The following is a 12,074-nucleotide window of genomic DNA, read 5'->3' on the forward strand; positions in this document are numbered from 1 at the left end:
GAAAATGGTCATCATACAGGAGATGAAGACCAAATTCCTTTGCAAAAATAGAAGAAGTGGTCATCATCCAGTCGATGAAGACCACTTCCATCCATTTTAAGTAAAAATTCAAATTACACTAACTGTACGGTTTTCAACACAAACTTTTCAACGACCTTTGCCACACCATCGTTCATATTCGTGTCAGTCACATAATCAGCTTGCTCCTTAATATCTTCTGGTGCATTGCCCATGGCTACACCGAGTCCTGCAAACTCAATCATGGATAAATCATTGTAGCTGTCTCCCATGGCAATAACTTCTTCACGTTCTATTCCAAGTTGTTCAATTAAATGATTGAGGCTTGTACCCTTAGTTACACCAGCCTCGGTAAACTCCAAAAAGAAAGGCTTCGAGCGCATTACACTTAATTGTCCAGCTAACTCCTCTTGAAGCTTTTGTTCCACTATGGCAAGTTTCGATTCATCTTCAAGCATTAATACTTTCACAACTGGTTCCTTGATAGAATCTACTAAGCTGTTAACCTCAAAGATTTCTAATCCAGTAATTTCAGCTTCAATATTGGTAAATTGATTTCCTGCTTCGGTTACAATGGAATCCCCGACATAGGTATGCATCCAAACATTCTCACGACGACTTAATTCGTAGAGATGATGAACTGTTTCTGGGGATAAAGTGCTGCTAAAAAGCTCTTCACCTGTTTGGCAGTTTGTTATTTTTGCACCATTAAAAGAAAGAATAAAACTACCATACTCCTTTAAACGCAGTTCTTCAGCAATATCATACATTGCATAGGTTGGTCGCCCTGATGCTAATACGACTTTAACTCCAACTTCCTGGGCATCCATTAACGCCTTCTTTGTACGTGGAGAAATTGTATGGTCGTCCTGTAGTAACGTATCATCGAGATCTAATACAATCATTTTATATTTCATTCTTACCTGAGTCCTTTCTTCACAATATCTTCTCATCTTACTATAAAAATAGGAAAAAAACTTATTACAATTGAATCCAATTACAAGTTTTTTAAATAAAATATTGTAAAAACCAAAATGCTGAAGGTGAGTATTTATGTCCATTTTTGATATTTTTAAAAGTAAATGTCATGTATGCAACCGGAAAATAAGTCCGTTAAGGAAATATATAAATGATAAGGGAGAAACAGTAAAAGTATGTATCCCTTGCTCAGAGTATGCGGAAAGAAGGGCTTTTCGGAAAAAAACTTAATAAGTTAGCGGACAAGAAAGCAGCCTTTATTAAAGAAAAATATAATTTAAATACTGTGAGAGGTTTTTCTATTTAAGAAAATATGTAATACTTAAGAAACAATCAAAGGAAGTATGGGAGGTATCTTAATAATGAATCGCTGCGGTTGGGTTAATCAGGATCCATTATATATCGATTATCATGATCATGAGTGGGGAGTTTCAGTCTACGATGATCGCCTATTATTTGAATACTTAAATCTTGAAGGGGCCCAGGCAGGCCTTAGTTGGTATACGATCTTAAAGAAGCGGGAGAATTATCGACAAGTATTTGATAACTTTGAAGCTGAAAAAATTATCCACTATGACGAAAAGAAAATCGAGGAACTAATACATAATGAAGGAATTGTCCGAAATAAGCTTAAAATCAATGCTGTCATTACTAACGCACAGGCGTTTTTGAAGGTCGTCGACGAATTTGGCTCATTTAGTAAGTACATATGGTCATTTGTTGGCGGTAAGCCAATTCAAAACCACTATAAAGAAATGAAAGATGTTCCAGCAGTCACGGAAATAAGTGATCAATTAAGTAAGGATTTAAAAAAGCGCGGCTTTAAATTTGTGGGCTCGACCATCTGTTATGCGTTCATGCAAGCTACAGGGATGGTCAATGACCATATTGTCACTTGTGATTGTCATCAAAAAGCAGCTCAATTGACGAAATAAAGGAAAAAAGCGAGTATCTCAAAGTGAGATATAGATTAGAATTTTAGGTTCGATATCAAAATGTTCAGAGACAATCCAGCGGAATTGTGTAAATACTTTTTCCAAATCAGGCAATGCAGGTACGTGTTTAGGTACCCCGAAAATTGGACCAGTCATATTGAAGCTAAATCTGCCGGGTCCTAAAAAGATCCCTGACACATTAATCTGATCATTAATTAATAGGATCGCTTAAAGGATATCTCCAACGTCCAATAATAAGCTCAATGTTTTATTTCCTGATATTCCTTCTAAACGTCCTATTCCGGTTAGCGGCCCATCAACCGAAAGGGCAAATCCTTTTGGTTCTACTATAAGTCTAACAACTGTCACTTGACCTGTTAATAATAAAAAAGCAGTAATAATATCAATATTCCTTTGGATAGATATAATTGTTTGCAAACGTTTTTCTAAGTCACATGTATTATTCAAAGATTTTCACTACCTATTCAAACTTTAAGTCCAATGATCATAACAAGACCAGAAATCTTTGCAGCTAAAACATATCTTTTGTATGGTATGAAGAAAATTGAATGATGCTACTAAATTAACAAAAAAAGCCCATCAAACTTGATGAGCTTTTTTGAAGTCCATTTATAACTAATTACTTCGGTGATTTTTCAATTATAAAATCAGATGTTGAGATAGGTATAATCTTGCCGCCAATTTGCACATGAATCGTATCGTTGAAAATGGCTTTCACAATTCCCTTTAAGGAGATGGTTGAATTAACAGAGATTTTTTTTGATTCAGATTGGTTTGCCACAATATCAACGCCTTTCAAAATGTTAGAAACTAAGAATAATAAATCTATTCAAGTTACATTAAATTATTCGGAATAATATAATGAATTCCTGCAAGGACAAGGGATTATTTATTAAAAATCGGTCATGTTATGATCCAACTATTTTGTAAAGGGGTGTTTATACAATAATAGCGGTTTAACATGAACCGTAGTTCAAGTATGGCATGGATAGAATGGTCTGTCAACGAAAACGTGAACTATGGTTCAAATTTTAAAAAAGTGGTATGATATTAATGAGGTGATAAAATGCCAGACCATGATGACCTAATGATTGGTGAATTCCCTTCTCTCCCAAAACAGGAGAGGGCACAGCAAAAAAGGAATGCACTGCTTGAAAGTGGATTAGATCTATTTGTTTCAAATGGGTACGAGCAAACGACTGCTAAGGAAATTGCAGCCCATGCCGGGGTGGCGACCGGAACCTTTTATCGATATTTCTCCGATAAACGCCAGCTTTTAATGTCGTTATTAGAAGATAAAATCGACAAGCTTCTCCCCCCTGAACCGAGTTGGATGTCAGGGAATCCGGAATCATTGTTAGCATCATTACTAGAAGCGCATAACAAACGACTTAGTGAGTTAGGTCTGCAGCGTGTCCTGCCTGAATTGGTATTGAAAGACCCAGGTCTGGCTGAATTTTTGGGGGATGCACGAAGGAAAATTTATTCAAGAATTCTGTTCGGTTTAAAGCAAGCGAAGGAAAATGGATTGACTTGGAACGATTTGGATTTAGAAGCTGTCGCTTGGGCAATATTAGTTTTAGTGGAGAATAGTCACGGAAACGATAAACTTAGTGGAAAAAGAACAGATTTTCAAGAAATTTCAAAAGTTATTTGCCGGATGGTATTTCCACCAGATGTATTAGAGCAATTACGGGTTTCAGATGAAAAAAATAATCCAAAATTCAATGGTTGAAAGTGGTGTAGACATGATCAATGTACAGGTTAAGGATTTTATGGTGAAAGATGTTATTTCAGCTAGTCCTAGTTCTTCCATTAAAGAGGTAACGACCTTACTTGTGGCGAATAAAATTGGCGGTGTACCCATTATTGACGAGGAAGGCGTCTTGCGCGGATTTGTTACCGATGGAGATATTTTGAGGGCAATCAGTCCAGTGGATCGACGTTTTCATGATTATTTCTCGTTAATTACGTATGTAGCAGAAGAAAAAATGGAGATTCGTCTCAGTGAACTAGCTGAGCGTGAGATCATTCGGATCGCAAAGACACACGGAATTGTAACCATCCATCCTGAAGATGAAATGAAAAAGGTCGTCTCCCTATTGTCCAAGCATCACTTTAAAAAATTACCTGTTGTCGATGATTCCAATCATGTGGTCGGTGTAATCAGCAGGGGAGATGTCATTCGCAGCATTCAAGAAACGCTGATAAAAGATTGGCAATAATTTTTGTCATTTTAACAACCCTTCACCGAAGAAGTGAAGGGCTTTTCTTTAGGAAAACACTATATTCCTATTGCTTTGATATACAAGAAAAAAACTATTGGACTGGCTTTTCAATCAGCAGTTCTGATGCTGGGAGCGTGATAATTTTACCGCCAATCTGAACATGAACGGTATCGTTGAAAATGGCTTTGACAATTCCTTTTAATGAAATTGTTGAATTAACAGAGATTTTTTTCACATCAGCTTTGTTTGCCAAATTTACCAACACCCTTCAAAATAGTTATGAAAATATTATATATGAAGATAAGGAAATAAAGCTAGAATAAATAATCAGAAAAGTTAAAAAATATTTCCGTGGATTGCAGCCAAATATTTTTATATATCATTCATATGTGAAATTAAAATAAATGGTGTATGATATAATCATCTCAAAAAAGGAGGCGGAGTAATGTTAAATGAAGTCGGAAAGGAAAAAGAGCTTATTGATGATCCATGCTGCTCACTTGATGACAGTGATCGTAAGAGTCATCATTCCGATAAAGTTAAAAATAATCTTGTAACAAGATTAAACCGTATTGAGGGTCAAATTCGCGGCATTAAAGGCCTAATTGAAAAAGATACATATTGTGATGATGTCATTAATCAGATATCGGCTACTCAATCCGCCTTAAATAGTGTTGCCAAAATTCTGCTTGAAGGTCATCTGAAGAGCTGTGTGGTTGAAAGAATACAGGAGGGTGATATGGAAGTCTTGGATGAGGTTTTGGTAACAATCCAAAAATTAATGAAAAAATAAAATTTTTGACGAAGAATGTGCCCAAGGTACATTCTTTTTTTATTTCATAGGACAATTGGTCTATATCCGTAGAATAATATATTTTGAAATATTCTGACAAATAGATTATTATTATCTAAAAATCATAGCATTTTCCCAAATTTATGAAACAGCCTAAGAAGATTGAAGGGAGAAGGTAAATCGTATAATTTTAGTAAAAAGTGATGATAACACAATTTGTTGGTATAACTATTGTCAGGAAAACAATCCTGTGGTACTAAAATTAACTGTTAAGAATGTTGCTGGGGCTGAAAATTCTACTGATGTGACAATCACAACCAAGTCAGAAAACATCGCAATTACTGGTGCAGAATATCGGAGTGGGGAATGGAGAATTGATGGTACTTCTGCGGTAAAAGGACCTGGAGTGACGGTCACGATTTACCTTGGCCCTCCTTCAAACAACCAAATGATCGCGAAAGTAGCAGTTGATACACTCGGTGCATGGAGATACCGTGGAACTGGAACAGTCACAAATGTCCCACGTGTCGGAAATGTCACTGCCACATCACCTACAAGTGTAGAAGTTCCAAGTCTTGCATACAGATTTAGATAATTACTAATCTCAAAGCTGGAAAGTTACTAATATTGAGTAGCTTTCCAGCTTTTATTTTTGTGAAGTAATAATAGAACGTCGAATTCCAATTGAGAATATACTGATTACATGGAAGGGTGAGATGTTTATGTTTTTCTTTGTGATATTTCTAATTGGATTGGTCTTACCATTTATATTAATAAAGGTTGAGTTTAGTTGGATTATCTGGATTCCAGCAATGATCTTCTTCTTAGCAGCAATTCTAGCAGTTGTTAAGGCAGTTATTTTTCCAGGGGAAGGAATGGCGGATTTAGCTGAGCGAATCTATGTAATGATTTTTGGTACAGCTGCAATCGGTTCTATTAGTGGCGGAGTAATCGCACATTTTTTAAAAAGTAAAAAATAAATTATAAAATATGAATTTCCTTCAAACCGTTTGGGACTGATCCTCGTTAACTTTAACGAAGCCCAATAAGAATGAAGGAGTTGCATGTAAATGAAAAAACGATTAAAGGTCTCACTTGGATTGGTAATGATGTCTATGTTTTTGTTTGGTGCAGTTGCATTCGCAGCTACAGATTTTACACAGTTTGGATTTTCTAAGGTGGTTGCAGAAAGAGAGATTGAAGCAGGGGAAGCAGCTAAGATTAGTCATAGTGGAATTAAAATTCAAATACCTGAAGGGGCCTTCACTAACGCCGTCACGTTTCAAGTCCTAGAAGGGGATAATAAAACATTCCAAAAGGTTGCTCCTGCAGGTGAAACTGTAATCATGAATTTTGCGTTTAGAGTAATAGATATAGAGACAAATGAAATTATTGGATCATTTAAGAAACCTCTCACGTTTAGCTTTAAAGATAAGGATGTAAACCAGGGAAGTACCTATTACAATTACAAAATTGATGGAACGATTGCTAACAACAATGCAGCTTCAGTAATTGACGGAAGAACGTTAACCCATCCGGTCGGAGGAGCACCTGTAGGCTGGTTTATTACATCACCTACTAAAAGTATTAAAAAATAAGGAAGAATCCATTTATACTTAATGAAAAAAGCCCATGGTTCTCAGTTGTGAGAATCATGGGCTTTCAGCATTTATGTTCCTAATACTTTTTTACCTCGTGGCTGGGTTCCGTTGGCGTCAGGTTCGAGTGAGATCCCAATTGCCTCAAAAGGAATTTCTTCTTTCAACTGGTAGGTAAGGGAGCCATTCCCTTCTTCATCGACATGGAAGGTTCCTGCACTTTTTCGGTTCCCATCATGGATGAGCCACACCTGATATGCCTCAGTCCCCTTGGTATCATCAAGACCATTAATATGAAAAACGAGCTGTTTTTTATCACCTTGTTTATAAAGCAAAGCCTGACCCTTGGCGGAATCAATTCCAGGATTTGCTGTTTTTAAGGTGTAAACTTCGATGACCTCGGGTGGAATATTAACTTGTTCCTTTAATTCTGTTACTTGGTCTCTAAGATTTATATTATTCCAAATGACTCCCCCAAAACTAAAGAGAAAAGCGGCTGCTGCCAATCCATAAAGAGTAAGGTGTACCTTTTTGGTCTTTGTGTTTGGTTTAACCTTTTCAATCGTAGGCTGGGTTGAAGCATCAGCTGAGAAAATGGCATTCATTACTTCATCCTTTAAATCAGCGGGTACCTCGACATCTTCAAATTCATAAGGGAGCATGGACCACGCCTCCTGCATTTCTTGGATGTCTTTCGTGCAAGACGGACAATGTACAAGGTGCCTTTCTATCTTCATCCTATCAACTTCAGATACATCACCAATCAAATAAGAGACCAATTCATTGGAAAATGAACAGCTGCTATTTAGACTCATATTTTCATTCCCCCATCTCCATGACAATGTGTTTCCGCAAAACTTTAAGTGTTTGATGCAGCCGGCTTTTGATGGTGCCAATTGGTTCCTTTTTCATTTCAGCAATTTCACTGAGTGTGTATCCTTCCCAATATAACCATTGGATCAGTTCGATTTGATTTTTTGATAGATATTGGTAGGCTTTCTGTATTTGTTCTCGCACATGCTTCCGTGATAAAATCTCTGCCGGATTGTTGGCTTGAGAACCTGGAATCTGTTCTAATTGCTCCTGGTCAATTGAAACTAATGATGCCTCCTTTTTTTCTTTGCGGTGGTGGTCAATCGTGATATTACGAGTGATGGTAAGGAGCCAATTGACGAATAGTCCTTTTTCAGGGTTATAACCCGTCTCTGTTGTCCATACGCGGGTAAAAACGGCCTGAACAATCACTCTAGCTTTGTCTTGATCCTTCGTTGATTTGATAACAAAGGAGTACACTAGCTTAATGTAACGGTCATATAATTCTTCCAAAGCAGGACGGTGCTTGGCTTTGATTAAGAGCATTAATTCGGCATCGCTCAAGTTTTGCATAAAAAAGGCAGACCCCCTAATCATTTCCGGATCCCTTTATATAAATAAACGAATCTACAAGAAAATCGGTTTGTATAAGTATATAGTAATTTTGAAAGATTATGGTGACAAGCTCCATTTTCATAAAAAAATCGTTATTTTCGCTTCGTTTTAGATCTATATACGATTTAAAATGTTATAAAATTACACCCTATCAGCGAATTTTTAATGTTCTATCAGCGAATTAACGGGATTAATCGGCGAATTTTTGAGTTTAATCAGCGAATCGCAGAAAACAACTCTTTAGAAAAAAATAGACCTCAAATTGAGGTCTAGTAATTTTTATTGCGAAATCGAATTGGATTTTGTGATGGTCGTTGATTCCGGCACACGCAGGAGGATGGCGCCTCCGATAATGAAGAGAAGGATTAAGCTAAACACACCGCTGTTCGTATTGCCAGTAATCTGAGCCGTGAATCCAACTAGGAATGGCCCTAATATTGCTGCAAATTTATAAAATATACTATAAAAGCCGAAGAATTCATTAGCGTTTTCCTTTGGAACGAGTTTGGCAAAATAGGAACGGCTTAGGGCCTGTATCCCACCTTGTGAGGATGCCACCAGCATCGCTAAGATCCAAAAATCTAATGTTGTCTTTAAGAAATAGGCATACGTACAAATGACGATATAAACTATGATTCCAACGAGTAACATTATTTTGCCTTGAAATCTATCGGCAAGTTTCCCATATAAAATGGCAAATGGTGCAGCCACTACTTGTGTAGCAAATAATATAATTAATAGGTTAGTAGATGTAATACCTAGATCAGAACCATATGCTGTCGACATGGTAATAATCGTATTAACGCCATCAATATAAAAGAAATAAGCAATTAAGAACAGAAACAATGGACGGTACAGTTTGATTTTTTTGAAGGTGTCAAACAGTTGTTTAAAGCCATTGGAAATCGGGTTTGGCACAGGTTCTTTATAATAAACCTGCTGGACATTTTTAAGCATTGGAATCGTGAACAACCCCCACCATAGGGCGGTTATCGCAAAAGCCGCTTGACTTGCAACAGTCACAGATAGGGGAATGATATTCTGCTGGGATAATATAATAAGAGCAATACTGAGAATGAAAGGGATCGTGCTGCCAATATAACCCATCGCAAATCCTCGTGAAGATACTTGATTCATTCTGTCCTCGGTTGTTACATCGACTAGAAAGGCATCATAGAAAATATTTGTCCCCCCAAAACCAATCACGGTAACCATATAGCAAATTAATAAAAAAAGCCATTGGTTACTTGGGACCACTGCAAGCAGTAAGGTAAAGACAATTCCTAAGGCAAAGAAAAAGGTAAAAAGGCGTTTCTTTAATCCTTTGAAGTCGGCGATACTTCCCAAAATTGGGGCACATAGAGAAATAAGCAGGGTTGCAAATGAATTAGCATAGCCCCAATAGGCTGTAGAAGTTGAAGCTGCAAGTCCTGCCTCTTTCGCCGCTGCTTTAAAATACAATGGAAAAATGGCTGTGGTGATGAGGATGGAATAAGCAGAGTTTGCCCAATCATAAAGCACCCAGCTCTTTTCTTGCTTTGACATCCGGCTCATAGATTTTCCCCCTTTTAAATTTTCAAAATCTCTTCGATAACCCTTCCATCTGTCTGGCCTAAATCTAATCCAAGAAGACGGGCAAATGTGGGGCCTTCATCAATGAGACGGATCGAAGGCAGGGTATCTGCTTGAATTCCTTTTCCAGCTGCCATAAAAATGGTTCCATATTCTTCTTTCTCCGGTGAATAGCCATGACATGCTAAGGTGTATTTATGATCCCTGTTGACATCCTCCTTCGTAATGGTTTTGATAAATTCCCCCTCGAAGTCTTCTAAAAAGAAATATCCTTTTTTTGCTTCAAGCATAAAGGCACATGCTCCATCTGCTCCTTTTTCTGAAGCTTGTGCACCGGTGAGAGCGGATTCAATTCCGCTTTCTGGATTAATAAGCAATGAATCTACTAATTGCCTTACATCATGTAAGGTTGAGGTATCGTAATGGTCTTTAATGTAAATATATGCAGAGCCATCACAACTTTTACAATACGCCTTCCAATTAATTATTTTCCCTTTACCGTTCGAGGTGATCAAACCTTTTTCATGGAATAAAACATTGAGGTTTATCGCTTTATTTTCATCTAAGGCACTATGGTCACCTAATGCCACTACCGTAGAATTCTCATAAATGCCACTTTCTTTTAATGCATTGATAATTCTGCCAAGCCTGTAATTATGACGTTCAATCGCCGCGAGTGCCTCCTCGGATGAGAACCCATGATAATGGCGCTGTGTATCTAAATCGGTAAAGTGAACCATTAATAGATTTGGTTTCTTTGTTTTAATCGTATCGACAGTTGATTCTAGGACAAAGTCATCCAATTCTGGTTGGTTTAGACCTTTACGGATATGCCCGTATTTTCGATTAAGGTCCCATTGAAAACGGGGACTGCCACTCATCAGCGAAACAAGAATTTGGTTATGCCATGGGCGGTTCGCAAAAATTTCTGGCATATTGTAGTCAATATTTGCTTTGGCCGTAACGGGCCACAATAAGGCGGCCGTCGTCAGATTTGCTTTTTTCGCTTCGTCATACAACGTGGTCCCATGTATACAATTCCGGTACCAATTCCAATCGGGAGAAAGTCTTCCGGGCTGTAAATGAGTATTATTTATAACCCCATGCCGTTTTGGATAATTACCCGTCACAATTGTTGCGTGACAAGGATAGGTGACCGATGGGTAAATCGATTTGACATTTTTGATCAAGGCGCCAGTTCTTAAGATGTTTTGAAAGTGTGGGAGTTCGGATAATATAGGGAAATCTAGAGCTGATAGGCAATCAAATGAAATGATAATTAAATGGTCTGTCAATCGATTCATAAAAACCTCCGAAAAAGTCTAACAGATACTTCCATTGTACTACAGGTGGGCGGAAATGGAAGAATTCGTACGAATTTTTACAAAATTTTCGAAAAACAATAAAATCCTCCCTATTTTATTAAAAGGTTTTTCTAGTATAATGATATTAGCAGAATTTGGATTTAAAGGAGGTAGAGAGATGGCAAGTTTTCGAAGTTTTTTGTTTGAGAAAGGAATTAAACTTTCGGTCGAACGTGCGTTAAGGAAGGGTATTTCAGAAAGGGGAATGGATGAAAAAAGGCAAATGCTGGACACAGTCGCTAGAAAGCTAGCTAAACTGCCGAAAAATTGTAAGGTTCAGAAATTGGAAATTGAAGGATTGTATGCTGAATGGCTTTCCTCCGAAAACAGTTCGGAAGAAAAAGTAATCCTTTATTTACATGGCGGAGGATATGCATTTTGTTCAGCTAATACCCACCGGCCACTTGCAGCTAGTATCGGGAAGGCGGCTGGTATGAAGGTTCTATTTCCAGAATATCGACTTGCACCGGAACATCCTTTTCCTGCTGCCGTCGAAGATGCCGTCATTGTGTACCGCTGGCTCTTGCGTCAAGGGTATGATCCCGCCAATATTATTTTTGCAGGTGATTCAGCAGGAGGGGGCTTAAGTGTAGCAGCCACCTTAGTCTTAAGAGATCAGAATGAGGCGCTGCCGCGGGCGATTGTTTGTTTATCACCATGGGTCGACTTAACAAGCAGCGGAGAAAGTTATCGGAAAAACAAAAAGATTGATCCCTATTTAACGGTCCAAGGTGTTAAAGATGCCGCGTTAATGTATTCAGGGCATAAGACCCCCCTCGACCATCCGCTTATTTCACCTGTCTTTGCAGACCTTACTGGCTTCCCGCCTTTATTTATCCAAGCAGGGAATCATGAAATTTTGCAAAGTGATGCTGAGTTGTTGGCAAAGAAAGCACGACAGGCAGGCGTAGAGGTCACCTTTAAAATATGGGACAAAATGTGGCATGTTTGGCAGATTAGTGGTGATCGATTACCTGAAGCGAGGATGGCTGTCAATGAAATAGGTACCTACTTAAAGAAGTCTTAAAATAAATTTTTAATAAAACCAAGAACTCCTGTATCAAGACCAAGATGCAGGAGTTTTTGGCGTTTTATTCATCACATAGGAACTTCATGAACTTTATGAACAAAATGGGAGT

At 37.8% G+C, this 12,074-nt stretch carries 16 protein-coding genes; 8 read left to right on the forward strand and 8 right to left on the reverse strand.

The window, feature by feature from the left end:
• Nucleotides 1–113 precede the first annotated feature (113 nt).
• Nucleotides 114–935, reverse strand: a complete 822-nt coding sequence (locus QNH17_RS11830) for a Cof-type HAD-IIB family hydrolase (RefSeq protein ID WP_283878860.1) — start codon at nt 933–935, stop codon at nt 114–116.
• Nucleotides 936–1,358: 423 nt separating this feature from the next.
• Here QNH17_RS11830 and QNH17_RS11835 point away from each other — a divergent pair, with 423 nt between their 5' ends.
• Nucleotides 1,359–1,931: a DNA-3-methyladenine glycosylase I gene (locus tag QNH17_RS11835; RefSeq protein WP_283878861.1), complete on the forward strand. Its 573-nt coding sequence runs from the start codon at nt 1,359–1,361 to the stop codon at nt 1,929–1,931.
• Between the two features lie 228 nt (nt 1,932–2,159).
• Here QNH17_RS11835 and QNH17_RS11840 read toward each other — a convergent pair whose 3' ends face one another.
• Nucleotides 2,160–2,399: a hypothetical protein gene (locus tag QNH17_RS11840; RefSeq protein ID WP_283878862.1), complete on the reverse strand. Its 240-nt coding sequence runs from the start codon at nt 2,397–2,399 to the stop codon at nt 2,160–2,162.
• Nucleotides 2,400–2,571: 172 nt separating this feature from the next.
• On the reverse strand, nt 2,572–2,733 hold the full coding sequence (locus QNH17_RS11845; protein WP_283878863.1) for a hypothetical protein: 162 nt from the start codon (nt 2,731–2,733) through the stop codon (nt 2,572–2,574).
• A 285-nt stretch (nt 2,734–3,018) separates the two neighbouring features.
• On the opposite strand from QNH17_RS11845, the gene QNH17_RS11850 reads away from it, so the two are divergent.
• Together QNH17_RS11850 and QNH17_RS11855 are read left to right on the forward strand one after the other, a co-directional pair.
• Complete coding sequence (locus QNH17_RS11850; RefSeq protein WP_283878864.1) at nt 3,019–3,687, forward strand: TetR/AcrR family transcriptional regulator; 669 nt, start codon at nt 3,019–3,021, stop codon at nt 3,685–3,687.
• Nucleotides 3,688–3,700: 13 nt separating this feature from the next.
• Entirely contained in the window at nt 3,701–4,177 is a 477-nt protein-coding gene (locus QNH17_RS11855; protein ID WP_283878865.1) for a CBS domain-containing protein, read from the forward strand.
• A gap of 94 nt (nt 4,178–4,271) precedes the next feature.
• Here the strand turns inward: QNH17_RS11855 and QNH17_RS11860 are convergent, their stop codons facing one another.
• Nucleotides 4,272–4,433, reverse strand: a complete 162-nt coding sequence (locus tag QNH17_RS11860) for a hypothetical protein (protein ID WP_180230179.1) — start codon at nt 4,431–4,433, stop codon at nt 4,272–4,274.
• A gap of 192 nt (nt 4,434–4,625) precedes the next feature.
• Between QNH17_RS11860 and QNH17_RS11865 the strand changes: the two genes are divergently transcribed.
• From QNH17_RS11865 to QNH17_RS11880, 4 genes are all read left to right on the forward strand, one after another.
• Nucleotides 4,626–4,973, forward strand: coding sequence for a metal-sensitive transcriptional regulator (locus QNH17_RS11865; protein ID WP_283878866.1), 348 nt, complete (start codon nt 4,626–4,628; stop codon nt 4,971–4,973).
• A 250-nt stretch (nt 4,974–5,223) separates the two neighbouring features.
• Complete coding sequence (locus QNH17_RS11870; protein WP_283878867.1) at nt 5,224–5,568, forward strand: hypothetical protein; 345 nt, start codon at nt 5,224–5,226, stop codon at nt 5,566–5,568.
• Nucleotides 5,569–5,695: 127 nt separating this feature from the next.
• Nucleotides 5,696–5,953, forward strand: coding sequence for a hypothetical protein (locus tag QNH17_RS11875; RefSeq protein ID WP_283878868.1), 258 nt, complete (start codon nt 5,696–5,698; stop codon nt 5,951–5,953).
• 90 nt (nt 5,954–6,043) lie between these two features.
• Nucleotides 6,044–6,571 carry a hypothetical protein gene (locus QNH17_RS11880; protein ID WP_283878869.1) on the forward strand — a complete coding sequence of 176 codons (528 nt, stop codon included), beginning with the start codon at nt 6,044–6,046 and terminating at the stop codon, nt 6,569–6,571.
• A gap of 71 nt (nt 6,572–6,642) precedes the next feature.
• Here the strand turns inward: QNH17_RS11880 and QNH17_RS11885 are convergent, their stop codons facing one another.
• The 4 genes from QNH17_RS11885 to QNH17_RS11900 all read right to left on the reverse strand — a co-directional run bounded on the left by QNH17_RS11885 (nt 6,643) and on the right by QNH17_RS11900 (nt 10,875).
• Complete coding sequence (locus QNH17_RS11885; protein WP_283878870.1) at nt 6,643–7,386, reverse strand: anti-sigma factor; 744 nt, start codon at nt 7,384–7,386, stop codon at nt 6,643–6,645.
• 4 nt (nt 7,387–7,390) lie between these two features.
• A complete protein-coding gene (locus tag QNH17_RS11890; protein ID WP_283878871.1) occupies nt 7,391–7,957 on the reverse strand; it encodes an RNA polymerase sigma factor in 567 nt (188 codons plus the stop codon).
• A gap of 321 nt (nt 7,958–8,278) precedes the next feature.
• Nucleotides 8,279–9,553 carry an MFS transporter gene (locus QNH17_RS11895; protein ID WP_283878872.1) on the reverse strand — a complete coding sequence of 425 codons (1,275 nt, stop codon included), beginning with the start codon at nt 9,551–9,553 and terminating at the stop codon, nt 8,279–8,281.
• A 14-nt stretch (nt 9,554–9,567) separates the two neighbouring features.
• A complete protein-coding gene (locus QNH17_RS11900) occupies nt 9,568–10,875 on the reverse strand; it encodes an alkaline phosphatase family protein (RefSeq protein WP_283878873.1) in 1,308 nt (435 codons plus the stop codon).
• Between the two features lie 178 nt (nt 10,876–11,053).
• Between QNH17_RS11900 and QNH17_RS11905 the strand changes: the two genes are divergently transcribed.
• On the forward strand, nt 11,054–11,962 hold the full coding sequence (locus QNH17_RS11905; RefSeq protein WP_283878874.1) for an alpha/beta hydrolase: 909 nt from the start codon (nt 11,054–11,056) through the stop codon (nt 11,960–11,962).
• Nucleotides 11,963–12,074: the final 112 nt, after the last annotated feature.

It is taken from the genome of Neobacillus sp. SuZ13 (genome assembly GCF_030123365.1).
GTDB lineage: Bacteria > Bacillota > Bacilli > Bacillales > Cytobacillaceae > Neobacillus.

Bases quoted from the DNA above. Each gene is read 5' to 3' on its own strand.
- QNH17_RS11880 (WP_283878869.1), top strand. From the start codon at position 6,044: ATGAAAAAACGATTAAAGGTCTCACTTGGATTGGTAATGATGTCTATG.
- QNH17_RS11900 (WP_283878873.1), bottom strand. From the start codon at position 10,875: ATGAATCGATTGACAGACCATTTAATTATCATTTCATTTGATTGCCTA.
- QNH17_RS11895 (WP_283878872.1), bottom strand. From the start codon at position 9,553: ATGAGCCGGATGTCAAAGCAAGAAAAGAGCTGGGTGCTTTATGATTGG.
- QNH17_RS11835 (WP_283878861.1), top strand. From the start codon at position 1,359: ATGAATCGCTGCGGTTGGGTTAATCAGGATCCATTATATATCGATTAT.
- QNH17_RS11830 (WP_283878860.1), bottom strand. From the start codon at position 935: ATGAAATATAAAATGATTGTATTAGATCTCGATGATACGTTACTACAG.
- QNH17_RS11875 (WP_283878868.1), top strand. From the start codon at position 5,696: ATGTTTTTCTTTGTGATATTTCTAATTGGATTGGTCTTACCATTTATA.
- QNH17_RS11890 (WP_283878871.1), bottom strand. From the start codon at position 7,957: ATGCAAAACTTGAGCGATGCCGAATTAATGCTCTTAATCAAAGCCAAG.
- QNH17_RS11885 (WP_283878870.1), bottom strand. From the start codon at position 7,386: ATGAGTCTAAATAGCAGCTGTTCATTTTCCAATGAATTGGTCTCTTAT.
- QNH17_RS11865 (WP_283878866.1), top strand. From the start codon at position 4,626: ATGTTAAATGAAGTCGGAAAGGAAAAAGAGCTTATTGATGATCCATGC.
- QNH17_RS11850 (WP_283878864.1), top strand. From the start codon at position 3,019: ATGCCAGACCATGATGACCTAATGATTGGTGAATTCCCTTCTCTCCCA.
- QNH17_RS11855 (WP_283878865.1), top strand. From the start codon at position 3,701: ATGATCAATGTACAGGTTAAGGATTTTATGGTGAAAGATGTTATTTCA.
- QNH17_RS11905 (WP_283878874.1), top strand. From the start codon at position 11,054: ATGGCAAGTTTTCGAAGTTTTTTGTTTGAGAAAGGAATTAAACTTTCG.